This is a genomic window from Myceligenerans xiligouense (genome assembly GCF_003814695.1).
GTDB lineage: Bacteria > Actinomycetota > Actinomycetes > Actinomycetales > Cellulomonadaceae > Myceligenerans > Myceligenerans xiligouense.
Map to the genome: position 1 here is coordinate 18306 of NZ_RKQZ01000001.1, position 22991 is coordinate 41296.

At 69.8% G+C, this 22991-nt stretch carries 16 protein-coding genes; 3 read left to right on the top strand and 13 right to left on the bottom strand.

What is annotated here, in order from left to right:
• The first annotated feature begins 435 nt into the window (after positions 1-435).
• Together EDD34_RS00085 and EDD34_RS00090 are read left to right on the top strand one after the other, a co-directional pair.
• Complete coding sequence (locus EDD34_RS00085; RefSeq protein ID WP_281277731.1) at positions 436-1518, top strand: ParA family protein; 1083 nt, start codon at positions 436-438, stop codon at positions 1516-1518.
• A 67-nt stretch (positions 1519-1585) separates the two neighbouring features.
• Positions 1586-2860, top strand: a complete 1275-nt coding sequence (locus EDD34_RS00090) for a ParB/RepB/Spo0J family partition protein (RefSeq protein ID WP_123812769.1) — start codon at positions 1586-1588, stop codon at positions 2858-2860.
• Between the two features lie 157 nt (positions 2861-3017).
• Here the strand turns inward: EDD34_RS00090 and trxA are convergent, their stop codons facing one another.
• The 6 genes from trxA to EDD34_RS00120 form a co-directional block, all read right to left on the bottom strand.
• Positions 3018-3365, bottom strand: coding sequence for a thioredoxin (gene trxA, locus EDD34_RS00095; protein ID WP_123812770.1), 348 nt, complete (start codon positions 3363-3365; stop codon positions 3018-3020).
• Positions 3366-3409: 44 nt separating this feature from the next.
• Entirely contained in the window at positions 3410-4372 is a 963-nt protein-coding gene (gene trxB / locus EDD34_RS00100) for a thioredoxin-disulfide reductase (RefSeq protein ID WP_123812771.1), read from the bottom strand.
• 251 nt (positions 4373-4623) lie between these two features.
• Complete coding sequence (locus EDD34_RS00105; RefSeq protein WP_123812772.1) at positions 4624-6528, bottom strand: protein kinase family protein; 1905 nt, start codon at positions 6526-6528, stop codon at positions 4624-4626.
• 149 nt (positions 6529-6677) lie between these two features.
• Positions 6678-8357, bottom strand: a complete 1680-nt coding sequence (murJ, locus tag EDD34_RS00110) for a murein biosynthesis integral membrane protein MurJ (protein ID WP_123812773.1) — start codon at positions 8355-8357, stop codon at positions 6678-6680.
• Between the two features lie 41 nt (positions 8358-8398).
• The gene (locus tag EDD34_RS00115; RefSeq protein WP_123812774.1) at positions 8399-10708 is read right to left on the bottom strand and encodes a DUF6049 family protein; all 2310 of its coding nucleotides are present in this window, start codon (positions 10706-10708) and stop codon (positions 8399-8401) included.
• Positions 10705-11349 carry an NUDIX hydrolase gene (locus EDD34_RS00120; RefSeq protein WP_123812775.1) on the bottom strand — a complete coding sequence of 215 codons (645 nt, stop codon included), beginning with the start codon at positions 11347-11349 and terminating at the stop codon, positions 10705-10707. The genes EDD34_RS00115 and EDD34_RS00120 overlap by 4 nt, the downstream gene beginning before the upstream one ends.
• Before the next feature lie 76 nt (positions 11350-11425).
• Between EDD34_RS00120 and EDD34_RS00125 the strand changes: the two genes are divergently transcribed.
• Positions 11426-12922 (top strand): CCA tRNA nucleotidyltransferase, encoded by a 1497-nt coding sequence (locus tag EDD34_RS00125; RefSeq protein WP_123816216.1) that lies wholly within the window; start codon positions 11426-11428, stop codon positions 12920-12922.
• Between the two features lie 19 nt (positions 12923-12941).
• On the opposite strand, the gene EDD34_RS00130 is transcribed toward EDD34_RS00125, so the two are convergent.
• The 7 genes from EDD34_RS00130 to EDD34_RS00160 form a co-directional block, all read right to left on the bottom strand.
• The gene (locus tag EDD34_RS00130) at positions 12942-13892 is read right to left on the bottom strand and encodes a ribose-phosphate diphosphokinase (protein WP_123812776.1); all 951 of its coding nucleotides are present in this window, start codon (positions 13890-13892) and stop codon (positions 12942-12944) included.
• Between the two features lie 176 nt (positions 13893-14068).
• Positions 14069-15595 carry an MDR family MFS transporter gene (locus EDD34_RS00135; protein WP_123812777.1) on the bottom strand — a complete coding sequence of 509 codons (1527 nt, stop codon included), beginning with the start codon at positions 15593-15595 and terminating at the stop codon, positions 14069-14071.
• A gap of 252 nt (positions 15596-15847) precedes the next feature.
• The gene (locus tag EDD34_RS00140) at positions 15848-17173 is read right to left on the bottom strand and encodes a M23 family metallopeptidase (protein WP_123812778.1); all 1326 of its coding nucleotides are present in this window, start codon (positions 17171-17173) and stop codon (positions 15848-15850) included.
• Positions 17170-17766, bottom strand: coding sequence for a hypothetical protein (locus EDD34_RS00145; protein ID WP_123812779.1), 597 nt, complete (start codon positions 17764-17766; stop codon positions 17170-17172). The genes EDD34_RS00140 and EDD34_RS00145 overlap by 4 nt, the downstream gene beginning before the upstream one ends.
• Positions 17767-17789: 23 nt before the next feature.
• Entirely contained in the window at positions 17790-19847 is a 2058-nt protein-coding gene (locus EDD34_RS00150; protein WP_123812780.1) for a hypothetical protein, read from the bottom strand.
• The gene (locus EDD34_RS00155; protein WP_123812781.1) at positions 19844-22375 is read right to left on the bottom strand and encodes an ATP-binding protein; all 2532 of its coding nucleotides are present in this window, start codon (positions 22373-22375) and stop codon (positions 19844-19846) included. Before EDD34_RS00155 ends, EDD34_RS00150 begins: the two co-directional genes overlap by 4 nt.
• Positions 22375-22989, bottom strand: a complete 615-nt coding sequence (locus EDD34_RS00160) for a hypothetical protein (RefSeq protein ID WP_123812782.1) — start codon at positions 22987-22989, stop codon at positions 22375-22377. Before EDD34_RS00160 ends, EDD34_RS00155 begins: the two co-directional genes overlap by 1 nt.
• Between the last annotated feature and the right edge of the window lie 2 nt (positions 22990-22991).

Sequence of the window (22991 nt, forward strand, 5' to 3'; positions counted from 1 at the left end):
GCTCCGGTTCCGGTGTCGGAGACGTCGGGCCGAGGTTCGCCGGAGAGTCTGTCGGGATCGCCGACGTTCGCCTCCGCCAGTTCTTCCGACGGCAGCTCGCGAGAAGCTGGCGAAGCAGATGTTGCGAAGGTCGGTGCCGGGAGCGGGTCGATCCCGACAGCCGAAGCGCTCTCCGCGAGCCACAGCGAGATCAGTGAGCGGATGTCCTCCGCTCGCACGCCGCGAGCGACGGCCGAAGCCGTGCCTGACCCCGCGAACAGGGCGAACATGGTGGCGGCCTTGGAAGAGGCGGCGGGTGTCACCACGGTGAGGTTTCCCCAGAAGGAATCGAGCAAGCGCGGAGGCAGAGATCCGGGGTTCGGTACTTCAGGTGATGTTGTGGAAAGTTCAGGCGAGTCCGGCCACGGGGACACGTCCACGGATTACAGTGTCAGCGTGACCGATCCGATCTTTGTGCAAGGGCTCGAAGCCCCTGGCGTTTCACGTGAAACGCCCGGAGGTGGGATGCCCTCGAATCCAGAGTCCACGGACGGCGGGTACGGCGGCGACGATGAGCGCCGAGAGGCTCTGATCGCGTCGGTTCCCGCCGTCGACGAATCCACCCCCCTGGCGGCGCAACTGGCAATAGACGCGCGTCGTCGTATCGAACTGCAGGGGCGCACCTTCCCTCGGCCGTCGAAGACCCGTGTCATCACCGTGGCGAACCAGAAGGGCGGAGTGGGGAAGACCACGACGACGGTCAACCTCGCCGCCGGCCTGGCGCTGTCCGGTCTGAACGTCCTGGTGATCGACAACGACCCCCAGGGGAACGCCTCGACAGCGCTCGGCATCGAGCATCGTGCCGGCACGCCGTCGGTGTACGAGATCCTCGTCGAGGACGAGCTCCTCGCGAACACGATCCAGCAGTGCCCGAACATCGAGAGCCTCTGGGGAGTACCTGCGACGATCGACCTGTCGGGTTCCGAGATCGAACTGGTGTCTCTGGTTTCACGTGAAACGAGGCTGCGAAAGGCGATCGACCGGTTCCTTGCCGACCGAGAAGCTGCCGGCGAGCCGCAGATGGACTACGTCCTGGTCGACTGCCCGCCGAGCCTCGGCTTGCTGACTGTCAACGCGTTCGTCGGCGGACGGGAGGTCTTCATCCCGATCCAGTGCGAGTACTACGCACTGGAAGGTCTGAGCCAACTGCTGAAGACCATCGACCTGATCCGCTCGCACCTCAACCCGGAGCTCAGGGTCTCGTCGATTCTGCTGACCATGTACGACGGCCGGACGAACCTGGCGCAGCAGGTCGCAGGAGAAGTTCGGTCACACTTCCCGGCGGAGACGTTCCGGACGACGATTCCGAGGTCAGTGAGGATCTCGGAGGCGCCCAGCTACGGCCAGACAGTGATGACCTATGACGCGACGTCCACCGGGGCTCTCGCGTACCTTGAAGCGGCACGCGAGCTCGCCGAGCGAGGGCAGGGTGCGTCCAGCCCGCGCCGACCCGCGCAAATGCAGGAGACGCGGTTCTGAACGGAGCAGCACGAGCGGCCCGTGTCGGGAGAGCCCGCCGGGTGGCTGACATGAACGAGGAGAAGCGATGAGCGCGAAGAGGCGAGGTCTCGGCCGAGGTCTCGGTGCCCTGATCCCTACGGGACCAGAAGGGGAAGAGGACGCGCTGGGCGCCGCCGCGGCTGTCGCGACGCTACCGGCGGGCGACCGTCTCGCGAGTGAGGCAGGGCCCGCCGGTGACGAGCCCGCTACAGGTACGGCGCCGGCAGAGGACGCTGCGGAGAAGGCGAAGGTGTCCTCCGGTTCCGAGGAAACGGCGTCGCCTGCTCCGAGCGCCGGGGTGGAGACCAGGAGTCGCAGTATCGGTCGCCACAGCACGGAGAGTTGGGACTCGGCGATCGCGAGCGGCCGCCTCGCCGTTTCGGGAGAGAACGGAGCGGGAGAGTCGGCGCTCGACACGACGTTCTTCGGGAACGGCGACTCGAATGTTTCACGTGGAACCGACGGGGATCTCGTCCCGGTCCCGGGTGCGACCTTCGCGGAGCTGGACCCTGCCTCGATCCGGCCGAACTCCCGGCAGCCGCGCACTGTCTTCGACGACGGCGAACTCGATGAGCTCGTCGACTCGATCAGGGAGATCGGCGTCCTGCAGCCGATCGTCGTCCGGCCGGACAGGCAGGAGCCGGGCCAGTACGAACTCATCATGGGTGAGCGCCGGTGGCGTGCCACGCAAGCGGCCGGCCTCGACGCGATCCCCGCCATCGTCCGCGACACGGAGGACGGTGACATGCTCCGGGACGCGCTCCTGGAGAACCTGCACCGCGCGGCGCTCAATCCGCTGGAAGAGGCGGCCGCCTATCGACAGTTGCTTGATGACTTCGGCTGCACGCACGAGGAACTCGCCACGAGGATCGCTCGTAGCCGACCGCAGATCTCCAACACGCTCCGCCTGCTTCGCCTTCCGCCGCTGGTTCAGCGCCGGGTCGCGGCCGGCGTGCTCAGCGCCGGCCACGCACGAGCGCTGCTCGGGCTGACGGACGGCGCGGAGATCGAGCGTCTCGCTCAGCGCATCGTGTCCGAAGGGTTGTCGGTCCGGGCGACCGAGGAGCTCGTCATGATGTCCGACGGCTCGGACAAGGCGAGCGCGGCGCGGAAGCTCCCGCGGGCAGGGGCTCGCACGGAGGCGATGGACGAACTCGCCACGCGGCTCTCCGACCGGTTCGAGACGCGCGTGAAGGTCGCTCTCGGGAAGAACAAGGGCCGCATGACCATCGAGTTCTCCGACGTGAGCGACCTGAACCGCATTCTGGGTGTGTTGTCCCCGGACGATCCCGGCCTGCTGAAGAACGCCGAGTCCGCGTAGGCCTGGCCCCGGCGGGACAAGGACGACGGCACCCCGGCTCTGTCATGCGCCTCGGGAGTGACGGCGACGCCTGAAAGACGTCTGAAACGAGAAGAGCCCGGGTTCCGATCCGATGGATCGGAACCCGGGCCTCGTTCGGTGCGGAGCGTCCTGTGGATCAGACAGCACCCGGCGAGCTGCTGGACGCGAGGACGCTCTCGATCTCCTCGGTCAGCGCACGCTTCGGCCGGGCGCCCACGATCGACTTCACGACCTTGCCGCCCTGGTACACGTTCAGCGTCGGGATCGAGACGACGTTGTAGGCCATTGCCGTGGCCTGGTTCTCGTCGGTGTCGAGCTTCGCGATCTTGATCTTCCCGCCGTACTCCTCGGAGAGCTCCTCCAGGATCGGCGCGACCATGCGGCACGGTCCGCACCAGGTGGCCCAGAAGTCCACGAGGACAGGGACGTCGGACTCGAGGACCTCGCTCTTGAAGGTGTCGTCGGTGACCTTGACGGTGCTCATCGTGTTCTCCTCAGGTGATCGGATCTTGCGGTTCGGCGGGCCGCTCAGGCGGCCGGGGTGGTGATGTCGTTCAGCGTGTCGATGTAGGCCTGCGCGTCGAGGGCGGCCGCACACCCTGACCCGGCCGCCGTGATGGCCTGCCGGTAGGTGTGGTCCACGGCGTCACCGCTGGCGAACACGCCAGGGAGGTTCGTGCGCGTGGAGCGGCCCTCGACGACGATGTATCCGTTCTCGTCGAGCTCGACCTGGCCCTTGACGAGGTCCGTGCGGGGCTCGTGACCGATCGCGACGAACAACCCGGTCGCGTCGAGCTCGCGCTGCTCACCGCTCACGGTGTCACGCAGCATCACCGACTCGACCTTGTCCTCACCGATGATCCCGGTCACCTCACTGTTCCAGGCGAACTCGATCTTCGGGTCGTTCAGTGCCCGGTCGGCCATGATCTTCGACGCGCGCAGCTCGTCGCGCCGGTGTACGACCGTGACCTTCGAGGCGAAGCGGGTGAGGAAGGTGGCCTCCTCCATCGCCGAGTCGCCGCCACCGACGACGACGATGTGCTGGTCGCGGAAGAAGAAGCCGTCACACGTCGCACACCAGGAGACGCCTCGTCCGGACAGCCGCTTCTCGTCCGGCAGGCCGAGCTCGCGGTAGGCCGATCCCGTCGCGAGAATGACGGCGCGCGCGCGATATACGTCGCCGAGACCCGTGGTCAGCACCTTGACGTCTCCGGACAGCTCGGCCTGTTCCACGTCGTCCCAGACGACCTGAGCCCCGAAGCGCTCCGCCTGTGCACGCATGTTGTCCATGAGGTCGGGACCCATGACTGCCTCGGGGAATCCGGGGAAGTTCTCGACCTCGGTGGTGTTCATGAGCGCACCGCCGGCGGTCACCGAGCCGGCGAGCACGACGGGCGTGAGGCCCGCACGTGCGGCGTAGACGGCGGCGGTGTACCCGGCGGGGCCGGAGCCGATGATTACCACATCGTGGATGGTCTGCTCTTCGGTCAACGTCTTCTCCTCGAGTCTCGCCCGGGTCAACACGGATGGGGCTTCCAGTGTTCCAGCCGACGGCGGGATCCGGGCTTGCGGGCGCGTGAAGCGCGGCACACCCCACTATATCGAAGTCTGTCAATACAGCGATGCCGGCGGTGAGGCGCCCGCCGTCGTGCCCGGCATCGATCTGCCCGACGCCGGGCGACGGTGCCGCACACGACGAAGGGCCGCCCAGAGGACGGCCCTTCACCTGGAGACAGCACAGGTCAGCTCAGCGTGACCTCGTTCAGCTCGACCCGGTACTTGAGGTCAGGAAGATCGGGCAGTGGCGTCGACTCCGGCAGCGACGTGAACCAGATGACGAACGTTTCGCCCACCACGGGCTCGTCCAGCGTGAACGTCGTGTTCGACGAGACGGGGCCCTCGGCAACGACCTGGCCCCCGGCAGGGTCGTCGGGCGTGGTCGCACGGATCTGGACGTTGCCGCCCTCGCTGTTCGTGGACAGTTCGATCGTCGACACGGATGCGGCCTCCTGCAGCGTCAGGGCGACGCCGCTACCGCTCTTGATCCCGCCGAAATCGGGCGAGGAGAAGGTGCGCGTGTACCAGAACGTCGTCGGGTCGCCGTCGGACACCAGAGCGGCGGTCTCCGGGTGGTCCGCTTCTTCGCCCTCGACCGGCACCCCGTCGGGCGCCACGAGCGTGGAGCCGGTGATGACCGGCCGGGCCTCCGTCTGGGGCGCCTGCGACTGCTCGCCCTCACCAGCGTTCTCGCCGCCGCCCTGGCCGTCCTGGTCACCGGTTTCGCCCGCGGCGCTCTCTGTCGCATCGGCGCCGACGACCGGCGTCGTGCCCTGGGGCGCCATGATGGCCATGACCGCCCAGATCAGTCCCGCGATGACGGCGACGCCGACGACACCGAGCACGATCGGCGTGGGGTTGACCCCACCCCGTTTCGGGGCGGGCTGCGTCTGAAACCCCTGGTTCTGGTCGTAGTACTGCTGCTCGTAGCCCGGGGCCGGATACCCCTGCTGCGCCGGGTACTGCGATTCGTACCCCTGCGGCGGATACTGCTGGTCGTACCCCTGCTGGGGGGCGTACTGCTGCGGAGCGTACTGCGGTGGCTGCTGGTAGCCCGCCTGCTGAGCGGTCTGCTGAGCGGTGTGCTGCTGAGGCTGATAGCCCGGCGGGGGCGGCGGTACCGGCTGGTGAGACGGCGGGTACCCCTGGGGAACTCCCTCTGGCGGGACGGATGACATTGCTGAGGCCTCCTCGGCTCTGGCGATCCGGCCGGTCACGACCGGCCTCCGGACCGGCGGCGCCGGGGGCGCCTGCCGCTCACTTGCTTCAGGTTCTTGCTGGACGAACGCGGGCAGGGATGCCAGTACCGACACGTCACCCCACGGCCTGAGCGCCGCGACGACGTCGTCCGGAGTCCGGGGTGCGTTCGTCTCCGCGGAAGGGTCGAACGCCCTGCTGACCAGGCCGTCGATCATCGGGTCGACATGCGGCACGAGCGACGACAGTGCGAGCACCGCCCCGTCGTCGTCCCGACGTGCGGGGAGCGGGATCACGGTGTCCTTCGCGATCCAGTCTGCTTCGAGCTCGATGCCGGGCCAGCGTGCCGTCATCGCATAGTAGAGCAGCGCGAGCGCGCCCTGCGCGTCCCCCGCGGCGGGTGCCCGATTCAGGGTCTCCCCGCTCGCGAGGCCTCCATCGAGCCCGAGGCCGGTCACCACCACGCGATCCCGTTCGATACGGATCGCCTCCGGCCGCAGGACGGTGTGGTGCACGCCCCGGGCGCCCGCGACGGTGAGCGCGGACGCGACCTCGCCGGCGATCGCGCGGGCATGCGCCTCGTCGACCAGGCCCTGCGAGACGATGTCGGTGAGCGTCTCGCCCGGATAGGGCTCGGTGACGACGTAGGAACCGACGTCAGCCGTGCCGACATCCAGCACGCGGGTGATCCGTGGTTCCGTCACGAGAGCGGCCCGCCGCGCGGAGTCCAGGGCATCGGCGGCCCACGGCCCGGTCACGAGGTGCAGCCGCACCTGGCGGCCAAGGACCTGGTCGTACGCCTCCCACGCGACGGCGGCCGCGAGGTCGGTCCGGAGCTCGGAACCCAGGCGATAGCGGTCGACAAGAAGGTCGCCGGGTCCGGGCGTGCCCATTCTTGCCTCCCTCGCTGCTCAGACGGCCGTCGACGACGGCGGGATCGTTGCCCGCCATGCTACGCGGCATAGGCGACAATCCCTCGATCCAGCAAGGTTCGTCCACAGGCTGTGCACGACGGGGGGACCCGCCGCCGTGCACCGGTCCGTCAGCGGCCGAGGCGGCGGCGGATCGGCACGAGGAGGGTGTCGAGCTCGCGCACCCGGAACAGCTTGAGCAGCGCGACGTACACGAACAGCATCGCCAGGCCGCAGACAGCGCTGATCCACAGGCCGCTGAGGAACGTGCCGCCGACTCCGCCGTCGAAGTCGAGAGCCTCGAAGCCACCGATCCACTGGTACAGGGACCAGCCCGCCCCGGCGGCGACCAGGCCGGCCAGGAGAGCCGAGGAGTGCAGCACCAGGACTCGGCGGCCGTCCATCCGGCCGTCGAGCATCTTCCGCAGGCCGCGCGTGCGGAGCACGCAGGTCACCCAGTTGGCGAGTGCGAACGAGGCGCCCGCGGCGGTGACCCAGTTCTCCCGCGGGAGCCAGACCTGGGCCGCGATCAGGCCCAGCACCAGTGCCACCGTCGCCGGGACGGTGATCCAGAACACGCCACGGCCGTCCTCGTAGGCGAAGTAGACCCACTTCATGAGCACCATCGCGCCCAGCGGTACCAGCCCGAGAGACAGCGCCACCAGCACCGGGGCGATCGCGCCCGTGCCCTCCGAGCCGGCGGTCGGCACGATCAGTGCCGTGAGCGGCGCGGCGAGCACCGTGAACACCGCGGTGGCGAAGACGGTGAACACCCCGACCGTCCGCAGTCCGAGCGAGAGGTCGGAGCGCACCGTGTCGGTCTCGCCGTTGGCGGCGGCCTTGCTCAGGCCGGTGAACAGGGCCGTCGCGATGGAGACCGTGACCAGCGAGTGGGGAAGCAGGTAGATCATCAGCGCCTGCGTGTAGGCGGCGTTACCGGCGGCCGCGTTCGCGAGCTCGCCCGTGACCGCGTTCTCCGCCCCCGCCCCGGACGCGACACGCGTCAGGTACAGGACACCGAGCTGTTCGAGCACGACGGCGGCGAACGTCCAGCCGACCACCGAACCGGCCGATCGCAGCCCGATTCCCCGGAACCCGAGGCGGAACCGCCAGACGAAACCCGAGCGCATCAGCGGCACGAGAAGCACCAGCGCCTGTGACGCGATGCCGAGGGTCGCCGTGCCGGCGAGCAGGATGGTGCGGGGCGTGTCCCACGAGCCGAGCTCGTCGATGCCGCCTTCGGGCGCGCTGCCGTAGATCACCCAGAACAGGCCGAAGCCGATGATCGAGATGATGTTGTTCGCCACCGGTGCCCACATGTACGGGCCGAACTGCTCGCGTGCGTTGAGCACCTGCCCGAGCAGGGTGTACAGCCCGTAGAAGAAGAGCTGGGGGATGCACCAGAACGCGAAGATCGTGCCCAGGGCGAGCTGTTCCTCGGTCCAGCCGTCCGTGTAGACCCACACGATGATCGACGACGCCCCGGTGAGGACCGCCGTCAGCGCGAGGATGCCGACACCCGAGAGCGTGAGCAGCTTGTCGAGCCGCTCCTGCGCGTTCCTCGCCTGGAAGGCCCGGACGATCTGCGGCACCAGGATGGCGTTGAGCATGCCGCCCGCGAGGATCGCGAACAGGACGTTGGGCAGCTTGTTCGCGACGTCGAAGGCATCGGCGACCAGGCCGGTGCTGCCGATGATGGCGACCATGACCATGTTCCGGACGAGCCCGCCCAGCCGGGACACGGCTGTACCGGCAGCCATCACCAGCGAACTGCGTCCCAGCCCGCGGCTGCCGGTGGCCTGTGAGGTCATGTGGGGTCTCTCCCGTCCGTGCCGGGGCCGCCCCCGGCGTGTCATTCCGTCCGCTGCGCGGCGCCCGCCGGCGTCGGCCCGGCCGCGTCCGTGGATCTGGCCGTGGCTTCGAACTCGCCGGTCGCCGCCTCGACGTCCTCGACCGTGGCACGGTTCGGGGAACGCCCGCGCCGTACGGTACGCCAGATTCCTGCCAGGAACAGCAGCCCGACCAGCCCGGCGGCGATCCAGGTGCCCACTTCCTCCCAGCCGGCCCGAACCCGCACCTCGAACGACGTCTCCGAGCCGAGCTGGACGCCGGACGGCGCGAGGAGGTCGGCGGTCACCGTGACGTCGCCGGAACCGATCGCCTCGACAGGGATCGGCAGGTCCATCTCCTTGCCCGAGGGAATGGTCCCGCTGACGGGATGCGCCACCGTGAGGCGTGGGTTCTCGGGCCGCAGCAGGACGGTCACCGTGACGGCGGTATCCAGGCCGTTACGGACCCGGATCGGCAGGTCGCCGCGGTCCGATATCAGGTTGATCCCCTCACGCGGGATGACCGCGACGGCCTCGCGCAGCGTCTGCGCATAGGCGAGGCCGTCGTCGACCGCCGTCTGTCGCTGCCCGGGATCGGCACGGTGGGCGATCGACAACGGGGTGACCAGTCGCCAGAGGGAGTTCCGGCGCAGCTCGTCCGGGTCGTCCGCGATGGAGGAGAAGTCGATGATCATGGTGCGGCTCTCGTCGATGCGGGCCACCTCGCCGTCGGCGAGTTCCCGTTTCGCCGGCTTGTCGTACTCCAGCGGCGTGCGGTCGACCGAGGACGTGCCGGAGGCGAACAGGTCGTCCAGGGGGGCGACCGTGACCCAGGAGGCGTTGCCCAGCGCGGCCAGGATCGTGTCGACGGCACCGGCGTCGGGATTCCAGGAGCGGTCGAGAGCGATGAGGGCATGCGGCGGATCCGAGGCTGCCTGGGCGACGATCGCCGAGGTCTCGGCGAGCAGGCGCTGCGCCGCCACCGCGCCCGTGGGCCCGGGGGCGGCGGGCCGAGCGCTGCCGCCCGAGCCGGAGTCGTCGGCGTCCGCCGCCTCGGCCGCGCGCTGGGCGGGCGCGAGGTCCGTCCCCCGGGTGAACACGTTGGTCAGGGCTGGGTCCGCGGCGGCCGTCCGTGCGGTGCCGTCCTTGAGGCCCACGTCCGCGCGGCTGTCCGCGACCCCGGGGGTCGTCGGGGCGAAGGTGCCGTTCGCGAGGATCACGTTCGGCCGGTCCGCGTAGGCGGCGGCCGCCACCGTGACCCGGTCCGCGTCCCCGCTCGCCGGCCATGCCAGTCCCTTGTGCCACGACTTCGGGATCTTCCACTCGTCGATCACCGGCGTGTTGAGGAAACCGCGCATGCGCCCCCGCGCGACCTCGGCGTGGGCGAGGGCGCTGATGTCCGGGTCCCAGGCGGGCAGCCCGAAGGTCGTGGTCTCCTCGGTGGCCTCGAGGAACTCGCTTCCCCACAGCCGGAGGTCGTCGTCCTCGGCCGACCGCGCGAGGCCCAGCACGTTCGGATCCACGGCCAGCGAGACCTTGCCCGTCCGCGCGACGTCGAGCATCTGGTCGAGTCGACCCTCGTCGGCGGCCTCCTGGGCCAGCCGGAGCCGCGCGCCCTCCAGATCAGCAGGATCGACGACCCCGGAGGTCACCGGGGCCGCGACCGTGAGCCGCATCGGTGTCTGCCCCGTGCGGGTGACGCCGTCGTCGTACATGAGGAACGTGCGCAGCACGCCGACCCTGGTCGACGCGCCGCGAACTTCGACCGACATCTCGCGCGGACCCCAGCCCTGCAGCGTGTAGGTGGCGGTCGGAAAGGTGAGCTGGAGGCTCGTCGACTGTCCCGGGCCGAGCCGGCCGACGTCGCGCGCGGCTGGTCCGCTCTCCCCGACCCGATCGGTGAGTCCCAGGGACTCCCATGCCGACAGCGTCGAGCGCTGCGTGAGCGCGACCGCGTTCACGGCGAGCCGGGCGTTCAGGCCTTCGAGCGCCTGGTCCGTGGTGTTCGTGATCCGGACGGAGACCTTCACCGGATCGCCCGGCCGGGCCACCGTGGGGGAGACGGACCGGAGATCGACCGCGACGGGGCCGGCCGTCTCGTTCTCCCGGTGACCGACGACGGCGGACGTGGTGCCTCGGGCCGGAGAGGTGGTGACCGCCCTCGCGGCGGTGGATGCCACGGCCCCGGTGGCCGAGCCGGACGCGGGGTTCGCCGTGGCGGTGCCGGACGCGGTGCTCACGGGCAGGAAGCCACCCAGGAGCGCGAGGCTTGCGGTGAGGATTCCTGCGGTGGTGCGGGCGCGACGCCGTCGGGCACCGTGATGCTGCGTCATGGGTGGTCTGGTGTCTCCAGGTGGGACATGCCTGACCGCAGTGCCGCGAGCAACTCGGGTGACGAACCCAGGCGCTCGGCGGCGACGGCGGCCAGCCGCTGCTCGTTCGGGTAGGAAAGCTTGTCGGGAAGGTCGTCCATGCCGACCCAGACGACGTCCTCCGCCTCACCGTCGGGGTCATTCTCCACGGTGAGGGAGCCGCCGTCGGCACGCAGCAGGAAATGGTGCACCACCTTGTGCACGCGACGATCCTCCCCGGTGAACCAGTAGTCGATGACGCCGAGGTCGACCTGGACCGAGCCGTGGATGCCGGTCTCCTCGCGGATCTCGCGGATCGCCGCTTCCTCCGGCGTCTCCTGCCCTTCCAGGTGTCCCTTCGGAAGGCACCACTCGATCCGGCCGCTACGGTTGCGGCGCAGGAGGACGGCGGCGTCGAACCCGGTGGAGGCGGACGCGAACCCCGGGGTCGGCCGGAGGACGAGCCCGCCGGCGGACGTCTCGTCCACGACGGGAAGATGGACCGCGGCCGCCGGCGCCGTGGCGATACGCGACGGGTCCACCCGGAGCGGCGCCCCACCGGGGGGCGTGGGCACGTCGGGTCGACCGATGGGTCGATCGCCGGCCGGCGCTGGGGTGGACATGCCCCAACACTACCGACTACGCGGGCTGTTCCCGATCACACGCACCGACGCCGTGGCGTTCCCGAATCTTCGCGGGATGCGTGCCCGCACGGCGGGTCTGGGAGAATCGGTGCTCGTGTCAATCCCTTCTGGTGCCAAGCCCGAGCTGGACCTCCTGCGCCGTGCGCTCGGCGTGCTGACCGAGATGGCCCCGGCAGCGATCGAACTCGGAAAGCTGTTCCGCGCCGCGGGGCACGAGCTGTCGCTGGTCGGCGGCCCGGTGCGGGACGCGTTCCTCGGCCGCGCGAGCAACGACCTCGACTTCGCGACGTCCGCGACGCCCGACGAGACGCAGCATCTTCTCGCGAGGTGGGGTGACGCGCACTGGGACATCGGCAAGGAGTTCGGGACCATCGGTGCGCGGAAGGGCGACGTCGTCGTCGAGGTCACGACCTACCGCACGGACCGGTACGACCCCGACTCACGGAAGCCGCTCGTCGAGTTCGGCGACTCCCTCGACGGCGATCTCTCGCGGCGCGACTTCACCGTGAACGCGATGGCGGTACGCCTGCCGGAACTCACCTTCGTGGACCCGTTCGACGGACTCTCCGACCTCGCCCGCAAGGTACTCCGCACACCGATCGCGCCGGAGCGCTCGTTCGACGACGACCCGCTGCGCATGATGCGTGCGGCGCGCTTCGCGGCTCAGCTCTCGTTTCACGTGGAACATGGGACGCTCGCGGCGCTGGTCGCGATGGCCGCGCGTATCGAGATCGTCTCGGCCGAGCGGGTGCAGGCGGAACTGAGCAAGCTGGTGATGTCACCGAACCCGCGCGCCGGGCTCGAAGTCCTCGTCGACACCGGCCTCGCCGACCACGTGCTGCCCGAGCTGCCCGCGTTGCAGCTCGAGATCGACGAGCACCACCGGCACAAGGATGTGTACGAGCACTCGCTGATCGTGCTCGACCAGGCGATCGCTCAGGAGACGGGCCCGGACGGGCCGGTGCCGGCGCCGGATCTGGTGCTGCGGCTCGCCGCACTGCTGCACGACGTCGGCAAGCCCGCCACCCGCAAGTTCGAGCCCGGCGGGGGAGTGTCGTTCCACCACCACGAGGTGGTCGGAGCCAAGATCGTGGCGAAGCGCCTGCGCGCCCTGAAGTACGAGAAGCAGGTGGTGAAGGACGTCGCGCGCCTCGTCGAGCTGCATCTCCGGTTCCACGGGTACGGCGACGGCGAATGGACCGACTCGGCCGTGCGCCGGTACGTGACCGACGCCGGTCCGCAGCTCGAACGCCTGCACCGGCTGACCCGCGCCGACTGCACCACCCGCAACCGGCGTAAGGCCAAGCGGCTGTCCGACGCGTACACGCACCTCGAGAAGCGGATCGAGACCCTGCGTGCACAGGAGGAGATCGACGCGATCCGGCCCGACCTCGACGGGAACCAGATCATGAAGATTCTCGGCATCGGACCCGGCCGCGAGGTGGGGCAGGCGTACAAGCACCTGCTGGGCCTGCGCATGGAGCGGGGGCCACTGGGCGAGGACGTCGCCACCGAGGAACTCAGGAAGTGGTGGGCGGACCAGGAGTCCTGACCGCTCCGGACCCGCCGGTTCAGACGTGCGTGGGGTCGAACAGGGCGCTGACCGACTCGCCCGAGTGGATGCGGCGTACGGCCTCCGCGAAGGCCGAGGCGACGCTGATGACCGTGAGCTTGTCGTGGGCGACGAGTTCGGTGGTCGGAACCGTGTCGGTGGTGACGATCTCGACGACGTCCGGATCGGCGGCGATCCGGTAGAGAGCGTCCCCGGCGAAGATGCCGTGGGTGCACGCGATCCGCACCGAGCGGGCACCGTGCTCCCGGAGCAGGTCGAGGAGCGCGGCGATCGTGGAGCCTCCCGCGACCTCGTCGTCGAGGACGATGATGTCGCGCCCGCCGACGTCGCCGATCAGCGACGTGATCTCCACGCGGTTGTCGTTGAAGCGCTCCTTGGCCGCCGCCGCCACCGGGACACCCAGCATCTTCGCGAAGGCGCTCGCAGGCTTCGCGTTCCCGAGATCCGGCGAGACGACGGTCGTCTTCGACAGGTCGTTCGCCCCGAAGTGGGAAGCCAGTTCACGGAGTGCGTTGAGCTGGTCCGTCGGGACGCGGAAGAAGGCGTGCACCTGCGGTGCGTGCAGCGTCATCGTGAGGATGCGCCCTGCCCCCGCCGTCTCCAGCAGGTCGGCGACGAGGCGACCGCCGATCGAGATCCGCGGTGCGTCCTTCTTGTCGGAGCGTGCATACGCGAAGTGCGGTATGACCGCGGTGATGCGCTGCGCCGAGGCACCCTTCGCGGCGTCGATCATGAGCAGCAACTCCATCAGGTTCTCCTGGGTGGGAGTGATGATGGGCTGCACGAGGTACACGTCGCGCTCGCGGCAGTTCTCCATGAGCTGCGCCTGGAGGCAGTCGTTGGCGAAGCGGCTGATCTCCGCTGGGCTCAAGGGCACGCCGAGGTCAGCGCACATCTTCTGAGCGAAGCGCTGACCTGCGGAACCGGCGAAGACCCGAACTTCGGCCATGGACGCAGTGTAGGCGCGACCTCGACCTCACGCCTAGCTTGCCGAACCGGTGACATGAGAGCGCGGCGCGGCGCCTGCCTCGAGCAGACACCGCGCCGCACTCATCGGGTCGTCCGTCGCCAGGGTGTGGCGATCGCCGTGGCCGCGTCGTCCGGCAGTCGCGCGCGATCGGGGCGTCAGTGGCCGGGGCCGGCCTCGACCCGCTTGATCCGGGTGGCCAGCAAGATGGCCATGGCCACGACGATCGCACCCACCGTGAAGGAGAGGCGAGCACCACCCGTGAGTGCCTCGGCCTCGGACGCGCCGCCGTCGGTCAGCGCCGTCGAGCGGATCGTCATGAGCGCGACGAACAGCGCGGTGCCCGCGGCGCCGGCGACCTGCTGCACCGTGTTGATGGTCGCGGATCCGTGGGAGTACAGGTGCATCTCGAGATCACCCATCGCCGAGCTGAAGAGTGGTGTGAAGGTGAAGCTCAGGCCCATCATCAGCACCAGTTGGGCCACGACGATCAGCCACAGCGGCGTTCCCGGGTTGATGGTCGCCAGCAGGACCACCGCGAGTGTGACGCCGGTGAGCCCCGGGACCATCAGAGGACGCGGGCCGTGCTTGTCGTAGAGGCGGCCCACCACCGGCCCCAGGAGCCCCATCGCCAGGCCACCCGGGAGGACGACGAGCCCTGCCAGCGTCGGTGAGTAGCCCATCGCGTTCTGCAGCACCAGTGGCAGGAGGATCATCGCACCGAACATCGCGATCATCGAGATCGCCATGATGCCGACCGCGAGCCTGAAGTTCACCGAGCGGAACGTGCGCAGGTCCAGCAGAGCCGAATCGGTCCGCTGACGAGCCAGCTGGCGCCAGATGAAGACACCGAGCATCACCACGCCGACGCCGAGGGGCACGTAGGGGTTCACGAAGGACTCCCCGTTCGCCGACTCCCCGAGCTCCGAGAGGCCCCAGACGACTCCGCCGAATGCGAGGAGGGAGAGCAGGATCGACAGCGGGTCGATCGGCTGGATCTCCTTCTCCGACACGTCACGGATCCACAGGATCCCGGCGGTCAGAACGATGGCGGCCACCGGGGTGACGACGGCGAACACCGCGCGCCATCCGGCGAGGTCGACCACCACGCCGGACATGAGCGGGCCCGTGGCGGGTGCCAGAGCGATGACAAGCGTGATGTTCCCCATGACCCTGCCGCGGATCTGCGGCGGCACGATCGTCATGATCGTGGTCATGAGCAGGGGCATCATGATTCCGGTGCCCATTGCCTGGATGACACGCGCACTGACGAGGATCCCGAAGGTGGGCGCCAGCGCCCCGAGCAGGGTTCCCGCGGTGAAGATGGACATCGCCAGGATGTACGCGTTGCGGGTGCCGAGCCGGTTGATCAGGTAGCCGGTCGCGGGGATGACCACGGCCATGGTCAGCATGAAGGCCGTGGTGAGCCACTGCCCCGTGGTCTCGGTGATGGTCAGATCCGTCATGATCGCCGGCAGCGCGATCGTCATCGTGGTCTCGTTGAGGATCACGGTGAAGGCGGACACCATCAGCAGCGCGATGACGCGGAAATGCCCCGGCGCGAGCTTGGCCCCGGCTCCGGCCTCCGGTGCCTGCGGGATCGCCTGTTCCTGACGGCCCGTGGCCCCCGTGCCCTCAGGTACAGCGGAAGGATTGTCGTCGATCGTATCGGTTCGTGCGCTCATGTCGGGGTCCCTCTCCGGAGCAATGTGGGGGCCGAGACCGCGAGCACCCTTGCGCACGACCTACGTCACTACGACGCACCTCCATGGTCAGGTATTCCCTCCCGCGAAGGCGACCTGTTTAAGAAGACGTCTGCCACGAGCAGAACTCATCGGGTGCCGGCAGGCGCCCGCCGGGACGAGACGCGGCGCCACCGGATCCAGTACGCCATCGGCGACGGCCGGTGCACGCCCTCTGCCGGTGCCGGCGCGCCCTCAGGGTGCTGCCTGGGCCGGGTCCGCCGGCTCCTCGTCCGGATTCATCGGCTCCGGAACCTGAGCCGGCGCCGCCGTCCCGAGCGTGACGCCCTGCTGCGCCATGAACGGCTCGGGATCGACGGCCTGTGCGTTCATCCGCACCTCGTAGTGCAGATGGCATCCCGACGAGGTGCCCGCCCCGGCCGGGTCGATCCGCGAGTCACCACCCATCGACGCGATCTGCTGGCCCGCCTCGACGACGTCCCCGACGGAGACCACGTTGGTCCCGGTGAGCAGGTGCCCGTACGTGGTGTCGAGTCCGAGCCCGTGCTCGATCCGGATCGTGTTGCCCGTGCCCCAGCCGGTTCCCCCGGAGATCACGACGCGGCCGGCGGCGGCCGCGTACACCGGCGTGCCGCAGGCCGCCGCGATGTCCTGCCCCTGATGGAATCGCGAGGCTCCCGCGATGCCGGTGTTCCGTGGTCCCCAGCCCGAGGCCTTGATCCCGACCGCCGGATTCGCCCACCCCCCGGCGCTCACCGCTGCCTGACCGATCGTCCCGGTCAGGCAGGGGGCTGCCGGTGAGGCGCCCTGGATCGACGCGGACATTGCCTCGAGGTCCTGCTCCTCGGCGCCGCTGACCAGTTGCATCACCTGCAGGGCGCTGTCCCAGTGGCGCGCGTAGTGGTACGGGTCGGCGTTCCGCTGTGCCTTGTGCGCCGCGATGGTGGGTTCCATCGCCTGCCACCCCTCCACCGCGAGCAGCCGGTCGTAGAAGCGGCCCGACGACCCCACCGGGTCGAGCCGCTCCTCGACCGTCCCGTACCACTTCTGCTCCTGGAACATTCCGATCGAGGAGGTCAGGGTCCCGTCGGGGTTCCGCACGCCGAAGCGGTCGTCGCCGTAGGTCAGGTTCCGCATGCCCGACTCGCCGAGCGCCGTCATCACGGCGATCGCCTGCGCCTTTGCCGGTACGCCGCGCTCCGCCCCGACCTGGAGGATCACCGTCGCGTTCTGGAGCTGCTCCGCCGTGAACCCGCCGGACGCCTGCCGGGTTCCCTCGCCGGCTGCCACGACCACCGATCCCGACATCCCGCACCCGGCGGGGCCGCTCCCCATGGACTGCTGGCCTCCGATCATGCCGGCGACCAGCACCACCATCCCGACCATCGCCGCGGGCAGCGCGAGCGTCGCGGCGCTCAGCACGGCGAGCACGAGCAGCGCCCGCTTCCGGTGCTCGTCCTTCTTCGGGTCCCGGCCGGGCGTTGCCGCCCGCCTTGCCGCCCTGCCCAGCGCCTTCGCCGCGAGCCGGCCGCTCTGCCCTGCCAGTGGCGACCCACTCACGACGGCGGCCTGATCTGCTCGGCCAGCCACGGTGACCCGCCGTCGGCCCGGACGAGCATCACGGTGTAGTCACCGACGTCGGTCGGCACGGTGACCTCTGTGAGGAGCGTCGAGGACTCGTCGACGACCGATGCGGGGCCGGTCACCTGACGCACCGGAACGTTCCGCGGGTCGACGTCCTCGTACACGGCCTTCGCCTGAGGTGTGAGCAGCGGTGACAGGCCCTTCCACCAGTCGTCGGCGGACTGGTCGACGTCGGAGAACGCGGTCACCGCCGCCGAGGCCGTGGTGCGGGCGGCCGCGCGGATGTCCTCGTCCCAGGTCGCCTCGATCCGCTCCGTCGGTTCACCGTCGGTGTCGAACTCGGGTTCGTCGACCACCTCGAGCGCGGGTTCACCCGGATCGACCTCGCCGTCGGTCACGGGATCCGACGGCGTCCCCGCGGTGCTGTCGGCCCCGGAGTCCGTCGTTCCGTCGCCACCATTCTCGTCCGTCTGTTCGACGGCGTTCCCGGCCCGGTCCGCGAATTCGTCGGTTTCCTCATCCCGCGGCCAGCCGATCCACGCAGCCACCACGAGGACGACTGCGGTCACCGTCACCATCATCGCCTTGCGCATCAGCGGCCCAGATCTCTCAGGTCACGCGAGCTCGGGTAGGAGACGACGCCCGGAGCCGTCCCGCCCTGCCGCGCCCGCCCGCCGCCCAGCCGCCGTTCCAGATCAGCCCGACGCTGGTAGTAGTTCGACATGGAGCGCGCCCCGCTGCGGACCGCGCCGCCGACCTTCCTGGCACGCCTCACGAAACCGAGGGCGCGTGATCCCTTGACCGCCGCTGCGGACGTGCCACCGGTCGCGGCGGCCGCACCCATCTGGAGGCCCGTGCGGGTGACGGTCCGGGTCGCGTTCGCCATGCGGTCCCGGAGCTTCTCGGACTCGGTGCGCGGCGGTGTCTGGTCGGTGCGCTTGTCGTGCACGTTCGCATCCGAACCGGGCCCCTGCGCGCCGACCACCGCCGGGACCTGTTCCCGGTCCTGCTCGCGCAGGGTGTTCGCGGCCTCGGACCACTCGCCGGCGCCGCGGCCCCCCGTCGCCGTGGGACCACGGCCGTCCCCGCCGTCGGACGATGCCGACTCGCTGTCGGGCCGGCCGGCTGTCGCGGCTCCGGCCGCCGCCCCTGCGGCCGCGCCCGCCGCGGCGGCCACCGCACCGCCTCCCTGGGCGCTCAGGTCCATTCCGGCGGGACTCGGTGCCGCGCCCGCTCCGGCGTCGGACCCGGAACCCCCGGAGCCTGCTGCCGCCGCGTCGCTCCCGGACGCCGGCGCCGGCCCGAGACCGATCCCGGCCCAGTCCTTGGCCTTGTTGTAGCGCTCGGTCCACTTGGCCTGGTTGGCCCAGGGCATCGCCTGCGGCTCACCCACCTGCGACGGGACACCCGCGGCGGCGAGCTTGTCGGCGAGGCTCCGCAGCCCGGCCCGCACGCTCGTGCCCATCAGCACATAGAACACGGCGCCGGCCACGACGAGCGTGTTGAAGAGGTACAGCCGAACCAGGAACGGCATGCCGTCGGTGGCGTCGTAGAAGCCGAGCAGCATCTGCATCCACGCCACGAGGAACATGGTCGCCATCGCCACGAGGATGCAGCCCAGCCCGATACTCGCGAAGGTGCGGAACAGCTGGGCGCGCGTGCCGCTGGAGACCACGCCGACGGGGAGTTGCCACAGCAGCTTGATCGCGGACCAGCCCAGCAGCACCACGGCGAACAGCGTTCCGCCCACGATCACGACGCTCAGGAGCAGGAACACGAATCCGGTGCTCAGCAGGCTGAGGGTCGCGACCACCTTCGGGGCGTCGATCTGCTGGGCGGCCTCGGCGTACCTGTCGTCACAACCGCCGATGCGCTCGACGGCGTCGTCGCTGCCGACGGCGTCGGTGTACGTGCCCTCGCAGCGCGTCTCGTCGATCATCGAGCCGTAGTTGATGATCTGGTGCGGTGTGCGGATGAGAGTGTCCACCAGCTGGCCCTTGAGGCCGTCCCGGATGACGGCGGCGTCGCGTTCGAACGAGGCGCCCTCGGTCGCGAACCCGGTGGCGATGTCCATGCCCGCATCCCGCGACTGCATGATGATGCCGCTCTCGCTGCCGATGGTGCCCATCGGATTGGCGAGGAAGCCCGTCGCCAGCGCCGCGATCACACAACCGATGACCAGCTCCATGAACCCGCCCGCGTAGCGGCCCTTGAGCAGCCAGAACCCGACCACGAACGCGAGGATGATCAGCGTCAGGCTGAGCAGCCCGATCTGGGAGATCATCGACTGCACGATGAGGCTCAGGCCGGCGAGCGGAGACAGGACGTAGCCGAGCCAGTCCATGCCGAGCACCCAGTCCAGGACCCAGATCTGTACCGCGACGATGTCGCGGTACCAGGACCAGAACATGCCGGCGAGCGTGGAGAAGATCCCGGAGTCCACGTTCATCGGGTTCCACGCCGATCCCGTGTCCCACTGCAGCACGAATCGGTCGGTGGAGACGCCGCTCGTGTCCTCGAGGCGGAGGCCGGCGACGCCGGCCGAACCGGCGTCGTCGGCCTCCTCGGCGGCGCGGAGCGCGGAGCCGACGGCGCCCGTGAGGGGCAGCTCGGATCTGTGGACGGCGGCGTCGACGAGGGTCCCGATCATGAGTGGATCACCGATCCCGTGGAGCTCGTGGGCGTCGTCTTGACGGCCTCGGCGCGTTTCGCGACGAGTGGCGCCATGACCTTGGCACGGCCGTAGCGCGCCTGGAAGTCGCGCACGAGGCATTCGCCCCGGCGTTCCTCGGGTACGCCGACGCCGGCGTCCATGACGGGGGCGGTGCCCTCGGTGATGAGCTTGACGAGCTGGGGGTCCACGGGGGCGTCGGAGGGAAGCCCGTGCAACCACCGCAGGCCGCGCCGTGCGAGGTTCTCGTCGCGGTGGCGCAGGAGCACCCGGAACGGGATGAGCCCGCGCACGACCTCGTTGCCGAAATCCTCCTCGGCGTCATGGCTACCCAGGAGAAGTGCGGCCTTGTGCTTGCGGCCGTCGCGGATGAACATCCCGATCTCCTCGGCGGCCTCGGGCGACGACATCGTCTTGTGCGCCTCGTCCGCGGCGAAGATGTCGAGGCGTGTGCGGTCCTTGAAGCAGCGGTGCCGTGCGAGGGCCGCGATCAGGGCGAACACCGCGCGCCCGAAGACCTTCTCGGCCTTGAGCTCGGCGAAGAGGTGACTGTGTTCCATGTCCGCCTTGGACGGCAGCTGCAGGCGGTTGGTGTGCATGACGATCGCGGGGGCGTCGAGATCGATCGCGGGGAGCTCGTCGTCGAAGACGGGCCTTCCGAAGTCGAGTTCGGAGAAGATCCGCATCTCGTCGGCCAGGGTCCGCGCGCCCGGGAGCTCGCACTCGGTCTCGAGGTGCCGGGCGAGGGAACCGAGCGAGGTGATCCGGTGGCGCTCCATGTAGCTCGGCTGGAGCACCTTGGACAACAGGACGTTCTGCTCGGACTTGGTCTGCACGCTGAGCAGCACGGTCAGGAACGAGCGCGTGACGCGGGGAGCGGTCGCGGGGGGCAGGCAGCGGAGGGGATCGATGGACAGGGAGGCGTCGTCGGAGATCTCCACCACCTGTGAGCCGGCCACCTCGGAGACCGCGAACCCCCACTCGCCCATGTCGGTGTGGTCGACGGCGATCAGGGTGGCGCCACGATCGATGTTGTCCAGAGCGACCGACTTGAGGCCGACGGACTTACCGCTGCCGAGCTCTCCGACGAATCCCATCGCCAGCGCGACGTCCAGCTTGTCGGAGGCGTCGCCCAGGTTGACGAAGACCGGGTTCGGCCGCGAGGCGCCGTTGCTGATCTCCAGCGCGAACAGGGAGCCGGAGCTGTCGCCCAGGTCCGTGGTCGCGAACGGGACGGCTGCCGCGAAGGAGCGGGCCGTCGTGATCTGCGAGTACTCACGCACGGCGCGCGGGGTCGGCATGCCCGGCAGCGTCGCGTCGAACAGGGCCGGTTGCACGGTCGGGTCGTTGCGGAGTTTGAACTGCATGGCCGCGAAGTACTTGGTGAGGTCGCGGGCGTCGTCGAGCACCTGCTCCGCGTTCGGGCCGGACACCGTGAACATGGTGGTGGCGTCGACCTCGACCTCGAGCTCGTCGGCGTCCATCACCGCTTGGTACTCGCCCAGCGCGCGGGCGGTGCCGTCCAGCGACGATCCGGCACGCTCCTCCTCGGCGCGCTGGTCGAACTGGTCGTTCAGGGTGCGGACGGCGCGCCGGTTGCGGCCTGTCACCTCTTCGCGGGAGCGCACGGTCATCCGGATCGCCCAGTCGCACGGGACGCTCGACTCGTCCACCCGCCCGATCCATTCGCAGCCGGGGTAGACGATGCCGCCGGACGGCGTGTCACTCACCACGAGCGTCGACTGGTACGACGCGCGGTCCGGGTTCTCCGGGTCGATGACCTTGATGTACGGACGCTTGAGGATCTGCATCGGGGTCAGCCGCTTGCTCGCGTCCGTCTGCGCGGCCGGGTCGATGAGGGCGTCCGCAAGCACGGAGGAACCGGTCAGATGCAGCTCGGCGTCCAGTGACCCGTGCACCGGCACATCCATGTCCAGTCCCAGTCCGCGCTGCATCGCGTGGCCGAACATCCATGCCATCTCCGCCACCGACGCCGGCCGGGGGTCGAACGCGGACGGCATCTCCTTGCGCAGGATCTCCGCCTGTGCCGCGCGTTCACCGATCGTGTGCTTCGAGGGCACCGCGCGCGGCAGCATCAACTGGTCCTTCAGGGCCGACCAGCTCGCCTGCAACGGCTCGAGCACCGCCTTGGCGCCCGGGTTCGGCAGCGGCGCGGCGATCCAGTGGACCCGCCGCCCGATCTCGATGTGCTCCAGGAAGTCGAGGGTCGCGTTGCACTCCGCGGCCCATGCCTCGTGCTCGGCCACGTTCACGCCGTCGACCATCGCCTCCACCACGGAGACCGGGTCCGTCGCCGCGACCAGCCCCAGGTGCAGGGACTCGCCACGCAGCGCGCGGTACAGGGCCGTGTGGTGCCGCCGTGCGGCATGTTTCTTATCGTCCGGTTGGTAGGCGTACGGAATGGGCGACACCCGCCAGACGGCCCACACGGTCCCGGAGCGGGTCCACATGAGTCCGTCGGTCAGGGCGGAGACGTGGCTGAGCATCAGCCGTCCTTCCTGCGGAGTTTGCCTGCGAGGAGCTCGCCGACGCCGGTCAGCGACGCGGTGTCCCGGCCGTCGCCGTGCACCAGGTCGGTCGGGGTGAGTGGTGGCAGTGGCATCTCGCCGGTCCCGGTCGCGACCTCGCGCCGGTCGACATCGTCGACCGGCACCAGGTCCGCGCCCGTCCAGCCGCGTGTTCGCGCGAGCATCGCCGCCCGATCGCCGTCGGGAAGCAACACCATGACGCGGTGACTGATCCTGCGGGGTCGCGCGATCGCGAGCCGTCCACCGGAGAGCCGTCCCGGACTCGTCGTGAGGTTCATCGCGTCCATCACCCACGTGGCCGGGTTGCGGCCCGTACTGGGAATCTTGCCGGTGAGCCACACCGTGCCGACCACGACTCCCGCGGCCACGAGCACGTTCATGAACCCACCGAGTTGAGCCCACAAGGGCGCTGTCTTCCACAGCACGAAGCCCACCAGGGCGCCCGCGCCGATCTGCGTGATCGTGTAGGGGCCGCCCCAGATCCGGCCCCCGCTCGGCATCTTCCCCACCAGCATGGGGATGCGCCGAGCTCGGGTGTAGAACTTCGCGGTCTCCAGCTCCGGCTCGTCCACCA